Below are 22,972 nucleotides of genomic sequence, written 5' to 3'. Positions count from 1 at the left end.
TGTTGCACATCACCGCATTGTCGCTTTACGCTGCGCCTACCTTCGCGAAGGTTGCGGAAGAATTGGCGATCGTTCAGTGTAAGTGGGGCATAGCTGGTCGAAGGCCGCCAGGCACAGGAGAGCGCTGACGATTTGCCACTGAGTGGTGGCGTGGCGCTGCGCGAGATCGGTCACCCGACGGTTCAGATCAGCGGTCACGCTCAAGCTTTTCGGCTTGCGTCCGCCGGCGTCAATCACGGCGCCGATCTCCCGCAAGGCGGCGTCGATGGCTGCGGGCTGCAGATGATAGCGGCGGTGTGCGAGGTCGAGATCGGAGGCGTGGGGGTGCAGAAGGACCGGCAGGTCGAGCACCTTCTTGTAGCGCAGATCGGGCATGGCTTCCGCCGCTGATGTGGGGTCAAACGCTTAAGGGCCGGACGGCCTGGGGAACGGAGTGGCGACGGATGATCACGATCCGAGGCAATGGGGTCAAGTCGGTGTGCACGAGGCAACGCGAGGTCGGTGTGCTTGGTGGGAGTTCCGTGGCGCGCTTGGCCGTCGCGGCGGTGCTCAGCGTGGCGGTGTACCTGGCGCTGCTCGGCAGCATCGACGTGGCCGGCCTGGGCGCGGCCTGGGCCGCCGCGCAGGACCCGTTCACCTACGCCGCGGAGAAGGGCAAATCGGCGGGCGCCGGTTTCATGATGCTCATTCGCATCCTCATGGTCCTCGCCGTCATCGGCATCTGCGTCTACGCGGCGTGGAAGGGCGGCAAGGTGTCTCCGGTGTGGGTTATCGCCATCCTGCTGGCCGGCGTCATCGCGGTGAAGGCCGACGTCGTCGTGAAGTGGTTCGGCGACAACAACCCCTTTGAACAGCTGTAGCCGCCGGAGGGGCCGTGAACGACCGCCACCTGATCCTTCCGCTCATCGCCTACCCGCGCCAGGTTCTGGGCGTGCCGCCCAATCTGGCGTTCTGGGCCGTCATCGCGTTGACCACCTTGGCGGTGCTCGTCGGCCTGTGGACGGGCGACGTGCTGCAGATCGAAGTCTACCTCCTCTACCTGCCAACGCATTTCTGGCTGCGCCGCGCGTACCGCGCCGACCCTTTCGTGGCGAGCGTGTGGCGCGCCCGTGTGTGGACGCGCCACCCTTGGGGCGTCGGCGCGTCGCTGCGGCGCACCCAGAACCGGGTGGCCCTCTCGGCGGGCGTGAGCCGCTTTTCCTGACGGCGGTGGCACCGGCGCAGACGCAGACAGGTGATGGATGACCGGGTGGGATGAGGTGAATCCGGCCGCACTGGCGGACATGCCCTGGCGTGACTACGCGTCGCTCGTGGGTGGAGCGGCGCATTGGTGGTCCGCCGCGGCCGCCACGGGCCTGTCGGTGGCGAGCGCGGCGCTGCTCGCCGGGTTCGGCGTGCCGGCGCTGAACCGCGTGCTGCTGAAGCGCATCGACGAAACACGGCTCGGCGATCTGCTTCCCTTCGACGAGCCGATGCACGGCGGCCTGCGCATGCGCGACGGCGCGCTGACCGTCGCGATCCGCGTGGCCGGCCTCGACCTCACCGCGGCTGGGCTTGAAGAGATCGAAGCCAAGAGGGCGCGGCGGCGGCAATGGTTTGCCGAACTCGACCCCGGCATCACCTACCGCGTGTTCCAGATCCGCCGGCGCATCGCGTGGCGGCGTCCGGAGGGCGAGGCGCCGACCCGGCGGGCGCGCCGCCTCGTCGAAACCTGGTTCGCCCAGTTCGAAGAGAGCTTCGTGCTCGACTCCACGGTCGTCCTGGAGGTGGCCGGGGCGACGCAACGCGCCCGCGAGCGCTTGGAACGGGCCGTCGACCAGACCCTGAGCATCCTGGAGCCGTTCGGGCCGGTGCGCCTCGACCTTGACGGCGAAAGCGATCCCCTTCTCGAGTTTTGGGGACAGCGCATCAACCCGGCGAACGTCGGTCGCCTCGTCGTCGGGCAGCGCCGCTCCGACCGCATCACCCGCACCGACGCCGCCCGTCTCGGCTACAGCGACACGCAGATCGCCGACCTGGCCCGCGCCGGGGCCTTCGGCAGCGGTCTGGCCAGCCGGCTCGCCGGGGGCTGGGTCGAAACCTATCCCGACGGGCTGATCCGGTTCGGCGCCGGAGCCGGTGACGAGGTGTACGCCTTCGTGGTCGCCGTGCCGATGTGGGGCGACGGCACCGCTGAGGCGATGAACCGCGACCTCCTGAGGGTGCGCGGCGAGCTGACGGTGATGCACCGCATCCAGCCCATCCCGGCCGACGACGCGCAGTCCATGGTGAAGATGGCCGCGAACAACGCCCGCTCCAACGAGGACGACGAGCTCACCGTGGTCGAGCAGAAGGCGATCGCCGACGAGCGCCTGTCGCCGATCTCGGTGAACAAGGAAGGCATCGCCGCCTACGAGACCTGGATACTCTGCTACGGGCGCTCGCGCTCGGAAGCGATGACCACGGTCCGCCAGGTCACGCAGATCATGCGCGACTACCAGATGCGGCCGCTGGTGTGTTCGAAGGACGAAGCCGAGCACCTCTACTTCAGCCAGTTTCCCACCTACAACCAGGCGCTGCGCCCCTGCCACTTCTTCACCGGCAACCTCAGCGACCTCATTCTGTTCGAGAACGTCTCGGAAGGCCACGCGCGCTGCGACTGGGGGGCACAGCCGGTGTTGCCCCTGCGCACCCAGTTCGGGACGACCTTCGGGTTCGTCCCCCACGCCAGCGAGGCCAAGGAAGCGCTTGGCCACATGCTGGTCATCGGCCAGCCGGGGTCGGGCAAGACCAAGTTCCTGCAACTGCTGGCCGCGGCCGCCCTGCGCTACGCCGGCATGCAGGTGATGTGGTTCGACCGCGACTTCGCCTCGGCCGCCTGGGCGCTCGCCGTCGACGCCGACTATTTCGACTTCGTCGACGCCCACGGCGGGCTGAAGACGGCCAAGCTCAACCCCCTGTCCGACCTCGACGCCTCGGACCCGGCGGACCAGCAGCACCTGCGGGTGTGGCTGTCGCTGCTCTGCGAGGCCGATGACGACGAGGCGATGGCCGCCTTCGGCTCCTTCGTCCGCTACAACGAAATGACCCCGGTGCAGGCACGCACGCTGGAGGCCATCGGTTCGATCGCCTTCCCGCCGCAGTCCGCCGTCCGGCAGGCCCTCCAGCGCTGGATCGACCCCAAGCAGCTCGGCGGCATCTGGCAGACGTCGCGCGACGGCTTGGCGATGACCAAGCGCGTCAACGTCTTCAACATGACCAGCATCCTGGAGGACGCGCGCCTGGCCGCGCCGGTCGTCGCCTACCTGTGGTACCGGCATCGCCGGTCCGTGCGCGCCGCCGGCGGCGCGCCGAGCATGGTGGTGGTGGACGAATCGCGGCCGCTGATCACCTCCTCGGCGGTCATGCGCAAGGAGCTCATGCGCGAGCTGCGGGAAGGGCGGCGCCGGCGGGAGTCGGTCTGCATGGTCTTCCAGGAGCCGACGGCCATCGCGGCGATCGGCGACGCCGACTTCACCGCGGCGATGCGCGGCAGCTTCGGCACCCAGATCATCTTCCCGATCAGCGGCTCCAAGGAGATCGACTGGGCCGCGTTCGACCTGACGCCGACCGAGCGCGCCTTCGCGATGGGCCTCACCCGCCCCGACTGCCGCTATCCGGCGCTGGTGCGCAAGCCGGCCTCAGGCATTTCCGTCATCGTCGACCTCGACCAGTCGGGGCTCGGCGAGGACGAACTGTTTCTCCGCGGCGGCCAGGATTTCGCTTTGGCCGCGCATGAGGCGCGCCGCGTGGCGCCGGCCGACCCGGCGTCCGAGTATCTGATGCGGGCCCATCGCGTCGCGGCCAAGGTTCAACGAGTGGAGGCGGAGCATGTCTGAGCGGCGACCACGGGGCTACACCTCGATCAGCTACGGCTTCCGCCCGCCGATGGCCGCTCCGCCGCGGGCAAGCCTGTCGCGGCGGGTCCTGACGGTCGCCGCGGCGGCGTGGCTGGCCATCGTGCCGATCGGGCTGATGACGAGCCAGCCGGCGCGCGCCCTGTTTGGGGTCGGCGACGTGGTCTTCGATCCGGCGAACTTCGCGGAATCGGTCAAGGGCGTGGTTCAGGCGGCGCAGACGGTGGCGCAGGTCACCCAGCTCGTGACCGTCGCGACGCGCATCGTCAACGCCTTCGGCGAAGGCGGACCGATCGCGGGCCTGCTGGCCCTGGGCGGCGTGGCCAGCGACTACGGCCTGCTCGACGGCGTTTCCATGGGCCAGGAAACCAAGGATGCGCTAAACGCCGCGGGGAGCGCCTTGAAAGCGGGTGGCAATCTCTACAACGAGATCGGCAAGCTCTCCAAAGCGACCGACCGTCTCGATCGGGCACTAGGCCAGGCCGGCTCCTGGTCGGACTCGCGCCCGCGCTTTCCCGGCTGGGACATCATCCCGACGCTCGGGCACTACTCGACGACCACGGCATCGCGCGGTTTCACCTACGAGTTCCTCTCCGCCTGGGCGGCGCACGATCCCGCCACCGCGCGCATCGTCGAAAGCCGCGGCCGCATCGAGCGGGAGGTCGGCGCGCTCGAGCTGCACTCGACGTCGATCTTCAACGGCTTCGCCGCCTCCAAGGCGGCGGACCGGAACCGCGAGCTGCTCCAGCAGGCGCAGAGCGCGAAGAACGGGCGCGAGCAGGGGGCGGCGCAACTGGCCGCGACCATGGCGTTGCTGGAGGAAACCCAGCGGCTGAACGCCCAGATGGCGGTGATCGGCCGCTTCCAGGCGGCCCAGTACCTGGGCGGCCGCAACCTGAGCAAGCGCCCCGGCGGCGGCGAGGACGCGCTGTGGATGGCTCCGGGGACGGCGCCTACCACGGGCGATGGCTTGGCCCAAGCCATTCTGCCCCCCACCGACACCGCGGGGGCCACGCCATGAGGCGGCCGCGGTTGGGCCGTCGGCACGTGGCGCGGCACGCTGCCCCCGTCGTGGCGGTCGCCACCGCCCTTCTGCTGTCCGGCTGCGGGTCGAGTGAGCTCCCCGCCCCGCGCGGGATCGGCCGGCACCCCAACGACCTGAAGGCAGCCCCCTGCGCCTGCGCCGAGCTGCCGCTTCCCGGCGACGACGCGGCGTCACGCCGACGGTTTCTCGACACCCTGCACCGTGCCCTGGAGGCTTGACCATGCTGCGGCTGTTTAACCGCGCCCGGGTCGCCCCGATCGAGGTCGAGGCGGTGGCCCGTCCAATGGGCGGCACCTATCCGGGCGCCTACGACAGCGGGCATTCCTGGCGCAACTGGCATCCAACGGCGCGCCTGATCGCCGTCGTCGCCGGCGTCGAAGCCGGCGTGATCGTGGCGCTCGCCGCGGCGATCGTCGCGATCCTCCCGCTCAAGACCATCGAACCGTTCCTCGTGACGATTCACCCCGAGACCAAGTTCGCCGTGGAGGTCGCCCGCTTGCACGAGCGCGCCGACGCCCTGGTCGAAATGCAGGCGGCGTGGGTGCGGCGCTGGATCGACTACCGCTTTGCCGTGATTCCGGACAACGCGAGCATGGGCCCCCGCGTCCTCTGGCTGCGCGAGCGTTCGGCCAAGGGCGTCTACGAGGAATTCGAGAACGATCGTGCCAAGGTGAAGGCCGCCATCGACGCCGGCATCCAGCGCGATGTCGTCGGGCTCAGCGTCTCGCAGACCAGCAGCGATTACTGGGTGGCCGAGTTCACCCTCCAGGACACGGAAAAGGGCATCACGGTGCCGCGTGGTCGGTGGCGCATGCTGCTGCGCACCACGCTCGCGGCACCCCAGAGCGCCACGTTGTCGGACGCGTCGCGGCAGATCGACGCCGGGGCCTTCCTCCTCGGTTTCTCGGTCGTGTCGGCGTCGTTGAGCGAGGTGCGATGATGACCCGGATGATAGGCCGGCGACAGGATCGCCAACGCCGTCTGGCCGTGCTGCTCGGCGGCATCCTCGCCCTGTTCGCTCCGGTCGTCCAGCACGCCGGCGCGGCACCGATCCAGGATGAGCTCGAGCACGGCGCGCCGGGCGGTTCGACGGGGGCCGGCGTCCGCACCGCCGCGCCGCTGTACACCCCGCAAGGGGCCACCCTGCCGGGCGGCGGCGGACGGACCGGCAGCACGGCGGCGGGCGCCGCGCCGGTGACGCGGTCGACCGCCGCAGGCGCCAGCCCCTCGGAAGCCGCCGCGCCGCCCGAGCTCAATCCCTATGAATCGCTCGACGACACCCACGAGGCGTGGCGCCAGCCGGTCGCCGCGCCGGGGCAGGTCGCGCCGGGGGTGCGCGTGCTGCGCATGCGCGACAACAAGATCGGCGTCATTCACATCCGCGCGTTCAAGCAGACCCTGATCCGGCTGCCGCCCTGCGAGGAGATCACGCTGGCCAGCGTCGGTGAGTCGCGCGGCTTCACCACCCAGGTGCAGGCGATCGCCGCCGGCAGTCCGGCGCAGGCCCGGGCAAGCGGCATTCCGCTCAACGAGGCCGAGCTCTCGACCATCGTGTCGGGCTCCGACACCAGCCTGCACATCCGCACCCGTAGCGGGCGGCTGTACGCCTTCCAGGTCTTCGCCGAGAAGCTGGATTACGCGAACGTTTCCGATTTGACGGTCATCGTCGAGCACGACGCGGCCTGCCAGCCGGATGGCGCCGCGGCCGCGGCGAACGACGCAGCGCCAGGGGATTTCGTGCGGCGCATTCCGTTCAACGCGGCCGCGATGCGCTTCGACGCCTATCGGGCCTTCGGTCCCGATCCGTCGGTGGCGTGGCTGGCCCCGGAGCACATCGCCTTCGACGGCGCGTGGCTGTTCATCGATTACGGCCGGCGCGCCGACCAGATGTCCAAACCGATCGCGCTCAACGTCGTGGACGGGGTCCCCTCCCCCGCCCAGCAGGAGTGGATCGGTCCCGACTCCTCCATGCTGGTCGTGAAGTCGCCGGCCGACACGGTGATGCTGCAGTCCGGTGCGACCTGGTTGTGCGTGCGGCGCATCGCCGAGGACAGCCCGCCGCCGCCGCCAAGCGTGTTCGTCGTCGACCCGGCGCTCGACAAACGGTGACGGAGGCCCCATGCCCGTGAACGCGAAAGGCGTGTTGTGGATCGGCGGGGGCGCGCTCGTCCTTCTGGGGATCGGCGCGTCCCTGTTCCTGGACGACGCCCCCCCGCCCTCCCCGCCCCCGCCGCCGCCGATGCTGGCCACCGGCCCGGCGAGCGCGCCCGGCTTCCAGACGAGCGTGCCGGCGCCCTCTCCGTCCGTCCCGGCGCCGGCGCCGGCTCCGCCGCCGGCGAGCGAACCGGGGCGTCTCCAGGTTGTCCCTGATGCCGTTCATTTTGAGGCGGTTGTGGGCGGCGCGGCGCGCGCGACGGTGCGCGTGACGAACACCGGCGGATCGCGGCTGGCGCTGACGGTCGGCTTGAACGGCGATGGCGCCTACGCGATCGACGGAGGCTGCCCGGAGGCGCTCGACCCGGCGCAGAGCTGTCTGCTCGGCTTGGTGTACCGGCCGGCGGCCGGCGGGGCGGCGGCGGGGCAGCTGCTCGTGCAGCCGGCCACCGGCGACCCTCTCGCCGTGCCCCTGGAGGGGCTGGCCACGCCCCCTGCCCCGCCGCCCGCGGTGTCGGCGCCGCCCGACACCAGCCTGCGCGACCGGATGCGCGAGCAGCGGATCGCCGGCGTTCCGCAGCTCGGGCCGGCGCCGGCCCGCGACGCACCGCGGGCGGCGCAGGAGGCGTACGAGACCCGCCAGCAGCGGTTCCGCACGGTCAACACCGCGCCCGAGCCGGCCGTCAGCCAGCCGACCTACGCGGGCTACCCGTCCTACACCTCGAGCCTGCCGGTGGACAGTTGCCGGGTGGTCGGAGCCGACAGCGTCATCGAGGCGCATCTGCTGACCTACATCGACGCCTCGCAATGCGGCGAGGTGCGCGCCGTCGTCGACCGCCACGTCTACAACTCCGGGGGCAACGGGAGCTGCCGCACGGTGCTGATCCCGGCGGGCAGCTCGCTCATCGGCGAATGCACCGCGGTGGGCGGCAGCCAGGAGCGCGTCGATCTGCGGTGGCGTCGCATCATCCGCGCCGGGGACCGCGCCCACATTCTGATCGAGGAGGCGGCCAGCGACGCGCTCGGGCGCAAGGGTCTGCCCGGCCACGTCGACCGCGGCACCGACCGGGCCTTGCTGGCCACCGTGCTCGGCGCCGCGGTGAACGCGGCCACCGGCGGGCTGATCGGCGCGCTCGACCGTTCAACCATCACCTCGGCGATCGACATCACCACCGGGCTGGCCACCAGCACGCAATCCAACCGCAGCGCCGCCGGCGAAGCGGCGGTGGCGTTCGGACGCTCCATGGCCGACGGCGTCAACGAGTTGGTCGGGCGTGAGCTGGAGCGCCTGCGGGCGCAGAACCAGGTCGTCGTCCCGCCGGGAACCAAGGTGCTGATCATCCCGACCACCGACCTGTGGATTCGCTCACCAGAGGAAGGGCCGTTGGTGATGGGCGAAACGGGGCGCGGTGGTGTCGGCGAACGCCTCAACCCACAGTTCCAGCCCGCCGCTCAGCCGACGGGGGGCCAGCGGATGCCCCCCCCGCCCTCCTACGCCCCGTCCGCCTACCCGCCGTCCGCCGGTGGTGCCTACGGCGCGGCCTCCGGGTACGAGGCGTCGCGCGGGGGCGTCGTGCAACAGACCAACGGCGCTCTGCAGCCGGGCCAGACCAGCCCCCTCGGAAGCCCGCACTCCGGCGTGGCGGTGCAGCGGGTGGCCCCCGGAAGGACCTGGTAAGTGGAGCATTGGACCCTCGACAACCACCCGTCGATCCGGGAGCTGGTGCGCCCGTTGACGCCGCTGATCCGCGACCAGAAGGTCACTGAGATCAGCATCAACGGCTTCGGCGAGATCTGGATCGAGCGGGTTGGCCTGGGCTACGCCGCCGAGACGGCGCCCTGGTGCACCGCCGATTGGGCCTGGATGTTCTGCCTCGGGCTGGCCAACGTGTCCGGCCACTCCTTCCCGACCAACCGGGACGACGTCCGCGCCAAACCGATCCTCTCGCTCGTGCTGCCGGGCCGCCATCGGCTGCACGCCATCCTCGGCCATACCGTGCCGTCCGGGATCGCCTTGTCGATCCGACTCTACCGCGTCGACGAGAAGCGCACTCTCGCCGACTTCGGCTTGGCCGACGGCGTGGCCACCCGCCTGTGCCGGACGATCGCGGCGGGGGCCACCGTCCTGGTGTCGGGCGCGGTCGGGTCGGGAAAGTCGTCTTTGCTGCGCCTTTTGGCTCGGGAGATCCCGCGGCATCGCCGTGTCGTCGTCATCGGCGACCTCGACGAGCTGGAGCTGCCGCACCCCAACCAGATCGCTCTGATGCGCAGCCGGTTCGCCCAGTCGGTGATGGCTCCGGATTTCGGCGACTTGATCGACAGCGTTCTGCGGCTCAACGGTTCGGTCACCGTGCTCAACGAGCTGAGCTACGACAACGCCGTGCCGGCGATGCGACTGCTCAACACGGGGGCCTTGGGCGGTTTCCTGACCACGCTGCATTCGAACTCGCCGCTGGACGCCCTGGAGGCGTGGCGGCGCAACATCGCGATGCGCGAGGGCAGCCAAGGCAGCGCGGAGATCGTCGCGTTTCTGGCGCGGACTGTGGATGTCGTGGTGCACGTCGCCAAGACCGGCGTTGACCGCCGCGAGGTGACCGGCATCGCCTGGAAGGACCCGGCGACCGGCGAGTTGGATGTGCCGTGGCGGCGGGTCACCGCCGGCGCGATGTGAGAGGCGCCGCAGGGTTTCGGCCCGGCAGGACGGTAGGAGGAGCGGCGCGATGCGGGAATGGCTCGATGAGGAACCCGGGCGGCGGAAATGGGTGTGGTGGCAGGTCGGGGCGCTGTGCGCCGGCTTCGCCGTCGGCGCTCTCCTCATGGTGCTGAGCTGGCCGCTGGCCCAGCTCTACGACCCTTGGATCGCCACGCCGGACGGCTGGATGCGCGACTGGCGCCACTGGGCGCCGGGCTTCGGCATCCGTTGGGTGGAAGCGGCCTTTTCCTTCGTGGTCGGCGTCTGGGGCTCGCTGGACGGCTGGTGGCCGCATCTGGTCGAGCGGTTCTGGAATCAACCCATGGAGGGACGCGGCGCGTGGCCGTGGCTTTATCACCGGTGGACCGGAGAGGTGTGGGCCGGCCCGGCGCCCGAGTGGCTGGTCAGCTGGGCGGCCGGGGTGGCGACGTTTCTGGTGCTGGCGCGGGTTTGCCCGCACGACCCGCGCTACGTCTCCAAGGGCGCCGCGAAATGGGCGACGCTGCGGGATCTCCGGCTGGACCGGCTGTTTTGCCGCACCGGTCTGGTGCTGACGCTGTACGCCGGCTCGCCGGTCAGCACGACGATGCGGGGTGCCGCCGTGCGGAACTGGGAGTGGTTGTCCGCGCTGGTCGTGGCGCCGCCCGGAACGGGCAAGAGCGTTCTGCTCACCACGAACCTTCTGGCCGATTGGCCGGACGACGCCGAGCTGCCGGGCCCGTCGATCGTCGTCAACGACCCCAAGGGCGAGCTGTTCGAGACGACGGGCGCTTGGCGTTCGCAGCTCGGCCCGGTGTTCCGTCTGGCCTGGGGCGACAACCAGGGCCACCGCTACAATTTCCTGTCGGTCCGCGCCATGCCGTTCGGCATGACCCTGGCCCGGCTGCGCCGGGATCTGCTGACCGCGCTTGATGAGCATTACGACGACGCACGCACGGTGTTCAACCGGGTGCTGCGCGAGGTCGAGCGCGGCGACGGCTGGCAGGAGCGCCTCGTCGTCGAGCCCGGGCGTGTCGGCGCGCTGCGCGTCGGCGCGGCCGCGGCGGCCGGCCGTCTCTTCGCCGTCCGTGTCGCCGATTTCGAGGAGGCGCAGGGGCTGGTCGGCAAGCTGGAAACCTTCGTCGACCGCACCTGCGCCACGCTGATTCCGGAAACCATCGAGGCGCACTGGCGCAACACCGGCCGCGCCGCGCTCACCGGCTTCATCCTGTACGAGCTGCACCGCGCCGAGCTGGAGGCGCGCGAGGCGACCTTCAGCGACCTGCTCTTCTGGCTCGAGGGGGCCCTGGAGGTCGACAAGGACGGGTTCAGCGACCTGCAGCAGACCCGACCGGTCACCGATGGCGACGGCGTGCACCACCCCGGCGCGGTGGCTCTGCCCGACAACATCGGGTCGCAGCAGAACCCGACCGGCGGCGACGCCGCCGACGGCGACCGCACGGCCAAGCTGCTCGAGGACGCCATCGCGTTCGGCCGCAGCAACGGGTTCAGCCCGCGCTGCCTGCAGGAACTGAACGGCCTGCTTATGAAGCCCGACCGCGAGCGCGGTTCGGTCATCTCCACGGCCGGAAGCGCCATCGCGGTCTTCAAGAACGCGGTGGTGCGCTCGCGCACGCGGACCTCCGACTTCGGCCTGTCGGATCTGCGCGGCATGCTGCGCACGCGCTCCGACACCCTCGGCAAGCCGATCACCGTCTACATCACCGTGTCCATCGAGGACGCCGAATACTACGGGCGTCTGACCGGCCTGTTCTTCGACCAGGCCGCCGACTTCCTGCTCTCCACCCCGGTCAAGGAGGTGAAGGAGCGGCGTCCGGTGCTGTTTCTTGCCGACGAGTTCTGGACGATGCCGCCGCTCGCGAGCCTGCCGAAGATCCCGGCTTTCGGCCGCGGGCAGCGGGTCGCCCTGGTTCTGGTCGGGCAGAACACCGCCCAGATCGTCACGCGCTACGGCAGCGGCGGCGAAAGCATCAAGCGCTCGCTGACCGGTTCGATGTCTTACTTCGTCTGGTTCACCCAGACCGACCGGCAAGCCGCCGACGAGGTTCAGAAGTCGATCGGCGACACCACCTTCGTGGAGGATTCGGGTTCCCAGCAGGTGGGCTTCGGCCAGGGCGTGAACCTGTTTGCCTACAACCGGCAGCGCAAGCTGGCCGGCAAGCCGCTGTTCCGCGCCGACGACATCATGTCGATGCAGAAGCTCGACCCGCAGAAGAAGCGGTGGGGGAGGATGATGGTGCAGTTCTCCGGCGCCATGAATCGGCCGGTTTACGGCCGGCCTCCGGTGTGGTTCCGGGACCGCAAGCTCGCGAAGCGTGCGGCGATGGCCAAGCAGATCAAGAGCGTGCTGTACGCGCCCCGCGCGCAGACGCCGCCGACGCCCGCCCCTGCCCCGCAGACGCGAGGCTTGCGAGCGGTGCCGCGCCGCCTCGCGGGCTTGCTGAGCCGCTTCCGCTGAAGGCTCCAAGGCGCCGGGACGCGGGTTCACCAGCGCGCCGAACCCGAAGCGTCATCACGGAAGTTCTGACGTCAGAACTTCGCGGTCACCCCGGCCTGGACGATGCCGGTGTGGCAACGTGGAGCACGGCCACCGCCGGATCTTCAGCGCGGTAGGGAAAAAGTTCTGACGTCAGAACTTGAAGGCCCGGCGTACAGCGTGGATGGCCTCTTACGCCAAAGCGATTGCCCGAGGCCGGTCGCACCCGTCCGATCTGAGACTTAGGCGTTCGCCTGGGCGGCATCGGGCGTGCGGGCCTCCAGGGAGACGACCGGACGAGACATGAGCCGAAAGGCAATGCCGATCAGCGCGACGGGAACCGCGAAGAACAGCCGACTGTGCGCCAACGTGCGTGCAAGTTCCAAACGACCAGCCGGGTCTGAGGGCAGGTTAGCAACGACACGGGGATAATTTTCAAGAGCGCTGAGCACGCCGGCGAAGACGGAAGCTATCAGAAAGAGGGCAGCGGCGTAGTTCACTCTGGTCAGGATACGGGCGGTGGGCTTCGCCCTACAAATTGATTGGGCGCACTATCTGGATCTCAGCAGCTTTGTAGCGCGCAGTTGGATTCAGGATTATATCCGGAACCTTCCTTTGCTCCTTACGGAGCCGGCAGTCTTCGCTGCTGGTGATCGTGATCATCGGCCATTGGGCCAAGCGTTTGGCGACCATCTCATACGTAAGGCTATCCCACCTCGCCGCTTCTTTCATCCACGTCCAAACAACCTTTAAAGGTTCCATATGGTCGTTGACAGTCTCGCCCATCCACGTGTCCAGGGCCTCGTCCGGCGGCATCTCAGCGGATCGCTGGTGAAGCAGGTTGATTGCTCCGTTGCTCACGCGTCCTTTTCTTAGGTTATACAATTTTATGGCGCGCGAGTCGAGGTCCGCATCTACGGTGAAGTGGTTGGATAATGTGCGCAGGGTGAAAGTCACCGCCATATCGCGCGAGCGCTTTCCCTCGGCGGCTTCGGACATCAGGAACGCCACACGCCGCTGCAGATGTCGAGTATGCTCGTCCGCATCCGAAGGCGCGCGAAGCGGTGCGATCTGCCGCCCGATATCCAGAAGTTCCGCGACCCCTTCCGGGATACCATGGAGTTCACCGGTGAAGAACCAAGCGCGATCGACCGATCGCCACTCCCCAATGATCCAACCTCTGCCGTCCCGGCGAACCCAGTAGAAGCCATTCGACCGCATCGCCAATATCCTCGTTACTCGACCACCGAAAAAGCTGGATGGGCGTTGCGGGTGAAATCGGTCGGTGCGGGATCACCACCACGAAGCGTGCCCGCGCTATAGGGGCCGAACCAACCAGCTATGAGTGAGTGTGCTTCATCGTGGGTGATGGTCAGCGTCTGATTGCCCTTCAGAAGCTCGATCCCAGTCGGCGTTGGACGATAGGCGAGGTGGGCCACTGCGGTGCTCCTGCTGCTGGTCGCTCTGCCGCCTTAAGCCCCGCCGTCGGTTGACGTGCGGTGCCGGCTGGCCGCTGAAGGCTCCCTATCGAGCCCCAGCGTGGGGCTTGGATCGGCTGAAGCGTGAGGTTGATCAGGTGGCGGGTCATGGCATCGCCGGTGGCGCTGTAGGCCAAAGCGTGCCCGCCCCTCGTTTCAGCGGGGCGGTCGGCAAAGGTCAAAGTGGTTCCGGTCGCCGTATTGAGCGGGCAAACGGGTTCCGTGTTCCAATCGGCGGGATTCGCCATGCTTTGCTCTCCTGTTGCTCCTACCGCCTCAAGCCCCGTCGCGTGGCCGCGATCGAGGCTGAGCTGGTAAGCGGGGCCGCTCGTCTATGCGCCGACCGTGCGCGACGGGTGTCCCGGCAGCAATCAGCCCCTTGGTCGGCTGCTTTCTATGACGGAGCGGATGAGCGCCGAAACCAGCATCACGATGCTAATGGCAAGACAGAAGCTGTAGATGGTCCACGAACCGAATAGCTGCGGGCCAGCCGGCAACAGGAATGGCAGGGCGGGGTCTTGAGGATAGCGTGCACGGTCAAAGGCGTGGACTTTCTCGTCCAGTTCGGAACCAATCGCAACGCCAACCAGGGCGAGCAGCGCAAGCAGGCTCGCGATGCCCATGATGACGGTCGAACGGCGAAGCTGATTGGTCAAGATGGCAAGCCTCTGGCTGTGACGCATGGAGCGTTGTTCCTCCTACTTGAGACTGGGGGCTATTTGTCATCACGGAACCGCCCCCTGTATCACATCTTGGAGCATACCTCATCAGAAGCGCCTCACCAAACGTTGTTACCCGTTCAAGATGAATACACGAACGTGCGGAATGCTCCTTCGTAAGTATGGGCTGAGCGACCAACTCGTCTCGGTCGATCTCCCTTGATGACGGCGGCCCTTCCACCGGGCAGATAGCGGAGAGGCGTCGCCTTGGATACGGAGGATTATGTTGCGGAGGGAGTACCCGCGGACTGCGAATGCCTCCTCCTCCGCGGGTGTGGCAGCACTGCTCACACCATCAAGCACATCCACATGACCGCCGCTGGCCCTGTCGAGCAGCCGGTCAGCTAACGAAAGGAACCCGGCCCATGGCGGTCCAGGAACGATGCAGCAGCAACACCGCAGGCATCAACCGTCAACTTGGCAGTTGACGGGTTGATGGATGGTGTGAGAAGGTACCCTCACAACAACAACCCAGAGACCTCCACATGGACGGCGAACGGATGCGCGAGTTGCGTCAGCAACTCCGGCTGAGCCAGGCTGACCTCAAGGATCGGCTGAACGAGCGGCTCGGCCGCAGCTACGACAAGCACAAGGTGTCGCGCTGGGAAAACGGTCGGGAGCCCATTCCGGACGACGTCGCCGGCACTCTCACAGCCATGGTGTCCGATCACCCGCGTGACGCCCGCGCGATCGTCGTCGCCAACCAGAAAGGCGGGGTCGGCAAAACCACGAGTGCTCTCAACCTGGCCTGCGCGCTCGCGCAGAAGGGACGGCGCGTGCTCCTGGTCGATATGGACCCCCAGGCCACCGCGACGGTGGCGCTCCTCGCCGAGCATCACGTGACGGCCTACAAAATGGACCGCACGATGGCGACCGTCATACTGCGCGACCAGCCCATCGCGGACATCATCATCGGCCAGGGGAGTGACGATTTTCCCTCCTACCATGCTCCCTTCGACCTCGCGGGCAGCCACATCGCGCTTTCCGAAACCGACCAGAGACGGGAGGCTGGGTTCGACGTCGCGCTTCGCGAAGCGCTCGAGGCGGTCCGTAGCGTCTATGACGACATCATCATCGATGCTCCACCCAACCTCGGCACGCTGACCGTTATGGCGCTGACCGCGGCGCAGGAGGTGATCATTCCGGTGCGGACGGAGCCCTACGACACGATGGGCGTCGGCTTGATCCTGGGAACCATCAACAAAGTTCAGCGCCGCCTGAATCCGGGTCTTCGGCTTGCCGGCGTGCTGCCCACACAATTCAACCGCCGCAAGTCCGTGGATCAGGAGGTTGTTGCCCACCTCGTTCAAGCCATGGACGACAAGGTTCCGGTTCTGGAGCCGGTCACGAACAGCGCGGCCTTCGGGCACGCCGCGCGCAACGGTCGCATCGCGATCGAGATGACGCCGACGGCGAGCGGGGTTGTCGCGTACCGGCGTCTGGCCGACGCGCTCGCGAGCGGCGCACCGCTCCCACGCGCCGACATCAGCGCCGTGATGATGGGCGAGGGGGCCTGAACGGATGTCGCCGCGAAAAGGCAAAGGGCTGTCGCCCATTCTTGGCGCCGCGAGCAGCATGATCGGGGACGCCGCCAGCAGCCTGGTCACCGACGGCACGGGCTTCCGGCACTCGTTTGAAGTGCCCGTTTCCGCGGTGAAGCCGGACCCCAACCAGCCGCGCAAGACCTTCCATCCCGACAGCATCGCCGAACTGGCGACGACGATGGCCGAGCAGGGGCAGTTGTCGCCGATCCTGGTGCAACGTGACCCGGACGCGCGCGGCCGGTGGATCATCGTCGCCGGCGAGCGTCGGTGGCGGGCTGCCCAGCACAACGGTTGGACCACCATTCTCGCCAGCGAAAGCCCAGGCGACGCCGCTGTGGTGAGCCTGATCGAGAACCTGCAACGGGTGGATCTGTCGCCCGTTGAGGAGGCGCGCGGCGTCAAGCGCCTCATGGACGATATGTCCTGGTCGCAGAAGCAGGCGGCGGAAAAGCTCGGCAAGCGCACGAGTGAGATCAGTGCGGTCCTGCGCATACTGTCGCTGCCAGAAAGCCTGCTCGACAAAGTTCTGACGTCAGAACTGAGCATAGCCAAGAACGTCCTGGTCGAGCTTGCCCGCGTCGAGGACGACGCTCTGCGGCAAAGGCTGATCGGGCTTGCTTGGTCCGGCGGCCTCACCGTGAAGGCGATCCGGAGTGCGCTCCAGCCTGGAGGCGAGGGGCAGGGGCGGGAGGAAGAGCCCTCGGACGACGGCGTGCCCTCCGACCGCGGCGCGTCCGAGGCTGTGGCGGCAAGGTCGTTCAACTTCAAAAGCCTGGACCGTCTGGTCCGCGGATTGAGGCAGTCTCGGGAAAGCGGACGCCGCCTGGAGGATGAGGATCGCGACCGCCTGCGACGTCTTCGTCAGGAGATCGACGACATTCTGGGCGGCCCGTAAGGGCGAGCGAGCGATCGAACGACGGCAGGGCAGGGCAGGAGATGAGAGCACGTCCGGCGCCTCTGCTGCCCGGCGTGCCTCCTGCCATATGCTACCTCCGTCATAATGTCTGCGGCATACCGCGATTCAGGCGCGGTGCGCCCGTTGACAGCCTTGGGGTCTGCCGACCAGAGCCGTGCCAGCCTTGTCATCACGTTGACCTGCTGTTGAGAGACGCAAGCGGCCGTGTGTTTCAGGCAACTGTCTGGGCATCGGGGTTGTCTGGCCTCGGACGGAACTCAATCACCAGATCAACCCCGGCGGCATCGGCGTAGGCGCGGAGCATGGACAGCTTGGGGTCTTGTCTGCCGCTCTCCAGGCGGGCGACGGCGGATTGGGTCGTGCGCAGGCGTTCGGCCATCTGTTCCTGAGTGAGGCGGCCGTACTTACGCATCGAAATCAGCATTTCGGACAACTCGAACTCCGGGGCCAAAGCCTCGTATTCCTTGCGAAACTCGGGATCTTCCATCAATTTCGTTTTCAGGTCAGATAGCTTCGTCATGTCGTCACCTGTTATGCACGCTGGCGGGCAATTTCCGGAGCCGCGGCAGGGGCTGCGTCTTCTTTACGAAAGCGCGCGGGATGACCACGCAACGGCCGGTCACTGCAATTTATAGCGTACACGCTATGTTGTCAGCCCCTCGCGTGGAGGTTTTGCAGGTTGCCTTCCAAGCACTTCATGTACTGCGCACCGACGCAACGTGTCCGATGACAGTTTTGGAGCCTGCGGACGGCTTGACGGGCATTGTTTCGGCCCCCCGTTAACTCCGACCACCTTGACCAATCCATGGCTGGGAGGAGTTTGGTGGGGTTAGTCAATGCGACAGCGTCTGGTCCTATCATCGCGTGGCACGTAGGGGTGGAGGTTCTGACGTCAGAACTTAGGCGAGCGCGGTTCGGCTCCGGGCGATGGCTCGATCGATCTCCGTCATCAGCGCCGCCCAGATGGCGGCGGGAACGGTCACCTCCAGTTCGGGCAGCGCGTCGTCGACGGCAGGGAAGGGGAGGGGAGGGGGCCACGTAATCTTCCGACCGACGTAGGGTGAGGAACAAGCCGGAGCTGTTTGCGTCGGTAGGAGGAACGCGGTGCGTTCGGTCGCAAAAGTACGGGTTTCTGACGGTGATGGCGCCACTCTTGGTGTTGGCGTTGACCGCACGGTCATGATGACCCACGGGCGTCGCGTGGGGACAGGCTTGCCGCGCCCTTCGCGTTGGGCGCTGAGTTGTCGGACAGTCTCGGTCGCGAAAGTACGGGTTAGGAAGGGCCAAGGCGGCTGGCAGGTCCTGATGAGCGTGGTCGCGAAAGTACGGTGGGCGGTTTGCCGTACTTTCGCGACCACGCATGTGCGGCGTAGCTTGGAGTTCACTGCAAGCGCCGTCCGATGGAGCGCGGTTTCCAATCGAACTGGGGGCCGCAAGGCGCCCGACCGTACTTTCGCGACCGGTTGGTCTCGCAGCTTGGTCTGGTGAAGAGTCCGGAATTGGTTCAGCGGCCGACGAGCATTTTCCGCTCGGGTATCGGCGGCGCTGAGGGATACAGCGTCACTCCCTGGTCGGTCATGTCGACCTTCGCCTCGGGATACACCGCCATTGCAATGGTCAAAGCTTCGACCAGTCGCGGTTTGAAGTGTTTGAGGTTTCGGTATGAGAAGCCGAACTGTTGGAACAGCGCGGCCCAGCTGATAGGCGTCGGGCCTGTGAGTACGTGGAGGCGGTAGGCAAGCCAGATATAGAGGTCAATGGCCATGCTCTTGTTGGCGATGAGCTTGATCGCCGGCTCCCAGACAGGCACGGGATGCTCGCGCAGAGCTTTGTAGAAGGTGTCGGAAAGACGGACCTTCTCGGTCCAAAGCGCGAGCTGCTTGCTGTTGCGTTCAGCATCAGCAAAGGTAATCCCGCCTTTGATGATGCTGTCCTTCGCGTAAGTCGCCTTCCGGCCGTCGTCGTCCCAGACGAACGTCAAATTGCAGGCCGAAATCCGGTTGGCTTGTTCGCGAACGTCTCGATACTGCTTTCCGCCGTCGGAAATCCCCATGCGGGTCAGCCATTGATACATGGAGTTTCCGAGTTCGATCTCGGGTGACCCGGTCTGCACAGCCTGGGTCTGGAGGTAGAGCATGATCATACGTGCTCGCGCGCCGTACGGAACTCCGTAGAGCTTATCACCGCCGCCAGGCGTCGGCAGGCGACCAGGCTCGATGATCAGCCGTACACCGTGGCCTTGGCGTCGCCAGACTTCGTTATCGGCGAGCGCCCCGTGGGGCAGTGAAGTCAAGCAGAAGCCGGCGTAGGTGATGCCCATGGCGCGGCTTTCGGTCGCCAGGGCAGCTGCCGCAGTGTCGATCACCTTACGATCGGTCGTTGGAAGCATTTCGCGGGCGCGATCCACTCCAAACCGGGCGATCAAGTTGTGAACGTCGGCCATAGCTGCTGTCCTTGCTGAGCGTTGGAGTGATGATTGCTGCCGGCGCTCGGCTGGTCAACCCGTACTTTTGCGGCTAGGCTATTTGTAGAATGTTTTGTTTATCTATTAGTTGCTTGGTCGCGAAAGTACGGTTGAAAACCCGAGTCGGCCGCTTCGTTGGTCGCAAAAATACGGTGGATGGACGCTAAGGTACGGGTGACGCTGGGGATAACTCGCCGTGGGTGGAGGTCGTCGTCGCGAAAGTACGGGAGGAAGAGTTGGGTCTCGGGTGCGAATCGGGGCGACAGGTCGGGCAGCAGCGTGCGTGGTGGTTCGGCTCGCTGCTGCAGGTTTGTGGTCGCAAAAGTACGGAGATCGCTTCCCGTACTTTTGCGACCTGCAGGTTGGTTGAGGAAAGCTGGCTGGCGGGCTATGGCCGCCGGCTGCGAACAGAAGACGCTCGTCGCCCTGACCGGTCACGACAAGTCGGTGATCTCCCGACAGTTGCGCGGCTATTGGGAGTCCGGCATTTGGGAGTCCGGCATTCCCAAGCACGTCCGCGCGACGATCATCGCTTGGGAGTTGATGACGCCAGAGCAGCGGGCCGAGTGGCTGCGACGCGTCGAGGAAGACGGTGACGGATCTGCTGGACCTGTCGGGGCAGACGGTTGAGCCGAACGTCGAGAACGAGCACCAGTACAGCATCAAGGCCGGCCGTCGGCGGGAGCGGACCCACTGCCCGCATTGAGGATTGGTCGCCCTGCGTCCCAACGGGTTACGCGAGGTCCGCATCCACGACCTGCCCATGCACGGCAAGCGCGACGGCATCTGGTTCGACCGGCAGCGCTCCAAAACGATGAAGAGCGTTGATCATTCTGTCGCCGTCGGAGTGTCCGATGGGTGTGGTCACGTCGTCCTCATTGCCTTGAGCAGGGCCTGGCTCCGGGCGATGGCCTGATCCGTCTCCGTCATCAGCGCTGCCCACTCGGCGGCGCTGATGGCCACCTCCAGTTCGGGAAGATGTGTCGGTGGCGGCAGGGGAGGGCGGGGCGCACTCCCGTCATCGCTTCCGTCGTGGGCCAGTACGTCGTCAAGCGCTTGCCGATGCCGCCCGACGGGGCGAGGACCGGCGGTGTGGAGCCGGACGGGGGCGAGCGTCGTCAGGCCGTAGAGGCGGCGGCTGCGCCGCCCGGTCAGTTCGGCGACGGCGCCGAGGCTGGTCAGCTCCTGGCAGATGACTCCGGTCTGGTGCAGCGACAGCCCGAGCAGGCCGGCGAGTCGGGCGGGGCCCGTCAATGGCTGAGCGGCGATGAGGTCGAGAGCGCGGGCGATCCCGGCGCCGGTGCGCACGGCGCGTCGGCCGGGTTGGTCGGCGCGGTCGGCCAGGGCTTCGCGCGCCGACCGCCAAGCCCGCTCCAATCGGTGCAGCAGTTCCAGCCCGTCATCGGCTTCCCGACCGAGGGCCTCGACGAAGGCGGCCAGCCAGGCCGATCCGCGGCGTTCCGCGTGGAGAACGCCGAGCGCGGCCGCCCCGGTGAGGCCGGCGAGCGGTCGCCGGGTGAGCCCGCGGCTGGCCAGCAGGTGAGGAATGGCGGCGCGCGCCGGGCCGCGCGCGCCGCCGGCCTCCAACCAGCGCCACAGCCCGCTGCCGGCGGCGATCACGGCGGGAACCCCGCCCTCCCTGGACAGCGCCCCGAGCGCCTCGCGGACCGCACCGCCCGCGCTGTCCTTGCCGCCGTCCAGCGGGGCCGCGTGCCAGGCGTGGAGGTCCAGCGCGTGCGCGAGAGCCAGCACCTGGGCGGCGCGCTCGGCCGGGCGCAGGCCGGCGGCGAAGGCGACGGGGCGCAGGCCGGCGCCGAGCGCGGCCAGGCGGTGCGGGTCGACGAGATGGCCGTCGACGCGGGATTCGCGGACCACGGCGGCGAGCCGCTGGTGCAGCGTCCAGGCGGGGGCCAGCGGGTGCCCGTGCAGCGCCTGGTCGAGGGCGCCGACGCGGCGGGCGGTGTCCTCGACGGCGCGCAGCAGGCCCCAGCCGAGCGCCCCGAAACCGGGTGGCGCCGACGACCGCCGGCGGGACGGTTGGTGGAGGGGGCGGTGGCTGGGCAGGGGCATCGCGCGGTCCGTGATCGACGAGCAAACGAGGGGATAATAGCCCTATTCATCAGTGTCGAAAAATGCCGTTTGCGCGCGACATGGTAACGTCGGATAAGGGCACTTATGCGACGTTTCTTGACGCGACCTTGTCGTTGTCGGGTGGATCAGTTTAGAAGCCGGCTTTCCGCGGATTCCGCCCTGTCCTGGCCGGCGTTTTGCAGACCAGATCCGTTTAGAAGAGAGTGGATCGGTTTAGAACCGGACCGCCGCCGCCGAGATCGGCCACTCCAAGCGCGTCAGGGGCTCAGTTCTGGCGGGATCGCCAAGCCATTCCGCCAATATCCGCAGCCCGGTTTTGCGGCCCGCGGTCCGGCGCCCTGATCCACGTCGCAGATCTCCTTTGGGACGCTCCCGATCACGGGCGACCAGCCGCCCGGTCGCTGTAAAGGAATTGGCGCGCCCTGAAACGGTCGTTTACTCTCATTCTCCCAGACTTTACAAAGGGGGCCTCCGGAGGTCTTTTTCCGGCTTGGGAGAAGGGAATGGCCCTCATCGGCTACGCGCGCGTCTCGACCGACGAGCAGACCACGGCCGGTCAGCTGGACGCGCTGCGCGCCGCCGGCTGCACGGAGATTTTCGAGGAGAAGGCATCGGGCGCGTCCCGGGCCCGGCCGGAGCTGGCGCGGGCGCTTGCCCGCATCGCCCGCGGCGACACGCTGGTCATCTGGAAACTCGACCGGCTCGGCCGCTCGCTGGCCCACCTGCTGGAGGTGATCGAGGATCTGCGCGGTCGCGGCTGCCACTTCCGTTGCTTGACCAGCCCGATCGACACCGCCAGCCCGCACGGCACGCTGGTGCTGCAGATGCTCGGCGCCGTGGCCGAGTACGAGCGCTCGCTGATCCGCGAACGCACGCGGTCCGGGCTGGCGGCGGCCAAGGCACGCGGCCGGGTCGGCGGCAATCCCAAGCTGAAGCAGGGCGACACAGCGACCGCGCAGCGCCTCGCCGACCGGCAGCGCCAGCTCTACCTGCTGGAGCTGACCCGCACGGCGGAGGAGTGGCTGCCCGTCGTGCGGCGCCTCCGGCCGTCCCGCTCCTGGGCGGCGGTGACCCGCGCCGTCAATGCCAAACTGCCGCCGGCCCGGCACTGGACGGCCGAACGGCTGCGCCGTGCCATCCGCGCCTTCGTCGCCGAGGGGCTGGCCGACCGGGCGCTATTGGACAAGGTGCCGTCGGTGCGCGGGGATGACCGGCTCATGGTGCTGGTCGCCGGCATCGCCCGCGCGAACCCCAAACTGTCGCTGCGGGCCATCGGCGCCCAACTGGAGGCGATGCGGGAGACCACGCCGCGGGGTGGGCGCACCTGGGCGGCGGCCTCGGTCAAGAGCCTGCTGGACCGCGCGCGGGCGCAAGGGTTGCTGGAGCGCGAGCATCGCGTGGCGGTGAAATAGCCCACGCATCGGATCATGATCCCGACCGGGAGTGCGTCCGTGCCTTGTTTGTGGTGCGCAGCATCGTGCGACGGCCCCCGTGATCCCGCCGGACTGAGTGAGCAAG

22 protein-coding genes are annotated in these 22,972 nt (G+C 67.8%); 13 read left to right on the top strand and 9 right to left on the bottom strand.

Features of this window, described 5'->3' with window-relative positions; all coding sequences use genetic code 11:
* Window positions 1–36 precede the first annotated feature (36 nt).
* Window positions 37–375 carry a hypothetical protein gene (locus FHW79_RS29950; protein WP_183182297.1) on the bottom strand — a complete coding sequence of 113 codons (339 nt, stop codon included), beginning with the start codon at window positions 373–375 and terminating at the stop codon, window positions 37–39.
* Between the two features lie 68 nt (window positions 376–443).
* Here FHW79_RS29950 and FHW79_RS29945 point away from each other — a divergent pair, with 68 nt between their 5' ends.
* Genes FHW79_RS29945 through FHW79_RS29900 form a run of 10 tightly spaced genes read left to right on the top strand, consistent with a single transcriptional unit; the run spans window position 444 to window position 12,224 of the window.
* A complete protein-coding gene (locus FHW79_RS29945; RefSeq protein WP_211108547.1) occupies window positions 444–860 on the top strand; it encodes a hypothetical protein in 417 nt (138 codons plus the stop codon).
* 14 nt (window positions 861–874) lie between these two features.
* A complete protein-coding gene (locus FHW79_RS29940; protein ID WP_183182295.1) occupies window positions 875–1,204 on the top strand; it encodes a hypothetical protein in 330 nt (109 codons plus the stop codon).
* 37 nt (window positions 1,205–1,241) lie between these two features.
* Window positions 1,242–3,857, top strand: coding sequence for a hypothetical protein (locus FHW79_RS29935; RefSeq protein ID WP_183182294.1), 2,616 nt, complete (start codon window positions 1,242–1,244; stop codon window positions 3,855–3,857).
* Window positions 3,850–4,896, top strand: a complete 1,047-nt coding sequence (locus FHW79_RS29930) for a hypothetical protein (RefSeq protein ID WP_183182293.1) — start codon at window positions 3,850–3,852, stop codon at window positions 4,894–4,896. Before FHW79_RS29935 ends, FHW79_RS29930 begins: the two co-directional genes overlap by 8 nt.
* Window positions 4,897–4,922: 26 nt before the next feature.
* Window positions 4,923–5,138 (top strand): hypothetical protein, encoded by a 216-nt coding sequence (locus FHW79_RS29925; protein ID WP_183182292.1) that lies wholly within the window; start codon window positions 4,923–4,925, stop codon window positions 5,136–5,138.
* Window positions 5,139–5,140: 2 nt separating this feature from the next.
* Window positions 5,141–5,860, top strand: coding sequence for a VirB8/TrbF family protein (locus FHW79_RS29920; protein WP_183182291.1), 720 nt, complete (start codon window positions 5,141–5,143; stop codon window positions 5,858–5,860).
* Window positions 5,857–7,029 (top strand): hypothetical protein, encoded by a 1,173-nt coding sequence (locus tag FHW79_RS29915; protein WP_183182290.1) that lies wholly within the window; start codon window positions 5,857–5,859, stop codon window positions 7,027–7,029. The genes FHW79_RS29920 and FHW79_RS29915 overlap by 4 nt, the downstream gene beginning before the upstream one ends.
* A gap of 10 nt (window positions 7,030–7,039) precedes the next feature.
* Window positions 7,040–8,752, top strand: a complete 1,713-nt coding sequence (locus FHW79_RS29910) for a TrbI/VirB10 family protein (protein ID WP_183182289.1) — start codon at window positions 7,040–7,042, stop codon at window positions 8,750–8,752.
* A complete protein-coding gene (locus FHW79_RS29905; protein WP_183182288.1) occupies window positions 8,753–9,745 on the top strand; it encodes an ATPase, T2SS/T4P/T4SS family in 993 nt (330 codons plus the stop codon).
* A gap of 49 nt (window positions 9,746–9,794) precedes the next feature.
* Window positions 9,795–12,224 carry a type IV secretory system conjugative DNA transfer family protein gene (locus FHW79_RS29900; protein WP_183182287.1) on the top strand — a complete coding sequence of 810 codons (2,430 nt, stop codon included), beginning with the start codon at window positions 9,795–9,797 and terminating at the stop codon, window positions 12,222–12,224.
* A 260-nt stretch (window positions 12,225–12,484) separates the two neighbouring features.
* On the opposite strand, the gene FHW79_RS29895 is transcribed toward FHW79_RS29900, so the two are convergent.
* The 4 genes from FHW79_RS29895 to FHW79_RS29880 all read right to left on the bottom strand — a co-directional run bounded on the left by FHW79_RS29895 (window position 12,485) and on the right by FHW79_RS29880 (window position 14,403).
* Window positions 12,485–12,742 carry a hypothetical protein gene (locus tag FHW79_RS29895; RefSeq protein WP_183182286.1) on the bottom strand — a complete coding sequence of 86 codons (258 nt, stop codon included), beginning with the start codon at window positions 12,740–12,742 and terminating at the stop codon, window positions 12,485–12,487.
* Between the two features lie 31 nt (window positions 12,743–12,773).
* Window positions 12,774–13,463: a hypothetical protein gene (locus FHW79_RS29890; RefSeq protein WP_183182285.1), complete on the bottom strand. Its 690-nt coding sequence runs from the start codon at window positions 13,461–13,463 to the stop codon at window positions 12,774–12,776.
* 14 nt (window positions 13,464–13,477) lie between these two features.
* Entirely contained in the window at window positions 13,478–13,681 is a 204-nt protein-coding gene (locus tag FHW79_RS29885; protein WP_183182284.1) for a hypothetical protein, read from the bottom strand.
* Between the two features lie 410 nt (window positions 13,682–14,091).
* On the bottom strand, window positions 14,092–14,403 hold the full coding sequence (locus tag FHW79_RS29880) for a hypothetical protein (protein WP_183182283.1): 312 nt from the start codon (window positions 14,401–14,403) through the stop codon (window positions 14,092–14,094).
* A gap of 521 nt (window positions 14,404–14,924) precedes the next feature.
* Between FHW79_RS29880 and FHW79_RS29875 the strand changes: the two genes are divergently transcribed.
* Together FHW79_RS29875 and FHW79_RS29870 are read left to right on the top strand one after the other, a co-directional pair.
* Window positions 14,925–15,956: an AAA family ATPase gene (locus tag FHW79_RS29875; RefSeq protein WP_183182282.1), complete on the top strand. Its 1,032-nt coding sequence runs from the start codon at window positions 14,925–14,927 to the stop codon at window positions 15,954–15,956.
* Between the two features lie 4 nt (window positions 15,957–15,960).
* Window positions 15,961–16,878 carry a ParB/RepB/Spo0J family partition protein gene (locus FHW79_RS29870; RefSeq protein ID WP_183182281.1) on the top strand — a complete coding sequence of 306 codons (918 nt, stop codon included), beginning with the start codon at window positions 15,961–15,963 and terminating at the stop codon, window positions 16,876–16,878.
* Window positions 16,879–17,110: 232 nt separating this feature from the next.
* Here the strand turns inward: FHW79_RS29870 and FHW79_RS29865 are convergent, their stop codons facing one another.
* From FHW79_RS29865 to FHW79_RS29855, 4 genes are all read right to left on the bottom strand, one after another.
* The gene (locus FHW79_RS29865) at window positions 17,111–17,419 is read right to left on the bottom strand and encodes a helix-turn-helix transcriptional regulator (RefSeq protein ID WP_183182280.1); all 309 of its coding nucleotides are present in this window, start codon (window positions 17,417–17,419) and stop codon (window positions 17,111–17,113) included.
* A gap of 984 nt (window positions 17,420–18,403) precedes the next feature.
* Entirely contained in the window at window positions 18,404–19,342 is a 939-nt protein-coding gene (locus FHW79_RS29860) for a replication protein RepA (RefSeq protein WP_183182279.1), read from the bottom strand.
* Window positions 19,343–20,096: 754 nt separating this feature from the next.
* Window positions 20,097–20,231, bottom strand: coding sequence for a hypothetical protein (locus tag FHW79_RS33435; protein ID WP_282184050.1), 135 nt, complete (start codon window positions 20,229–20,231; stop codon window positions 20,097–20,099).
* Entirely contained in the window at window positions 20,228–21,433 is a 1,206-nt protein-coding gene (locus tag FHW79_RS29855) for a hypothetical protein (protein WP_183182278.1), read from the bottom strand. The genes FHW79_RS33435 and FHW79_RS29855 overlap by 4 nt, the downstream gene beginning before the upstream one ends.
* A 524-nt stretch (window positions 21,434–21,957) precedes the next feature.
* On the opposite strand from FHW79_RS29855, the gene FHW79_RS29850 reads away from it, so the two are divergent.
* The gene (locus FHW79_RS29850) at window positions 21,958–22,866 is read left to right on the top strand and encodes a recombinase family protein (protein ID WP_174436327.1); all 909 of its coding nucleotides are present in this window, start codon (window positions 21,958–21,960) and stop codon (window positions 22,864–22,866) included.
* The last annotated feature ends 106 nt before the right edge of the window (window positions 22,867–22,972 follow it).

Origin of the sequence: Azospirillum sp. OGB3, from assembly GCF_014192915.1 — a bacterium.
Classification (GTDB): Bacteria; Pseudomonadota; Alphaproteobacteria; order Azospirillales; family Azospirillaceae; genus Azospirillum.
Note: the sequence above shows the minus strand (reverse complement) of the source record. Positions and strands in the feature narration are given on the sequence as shown.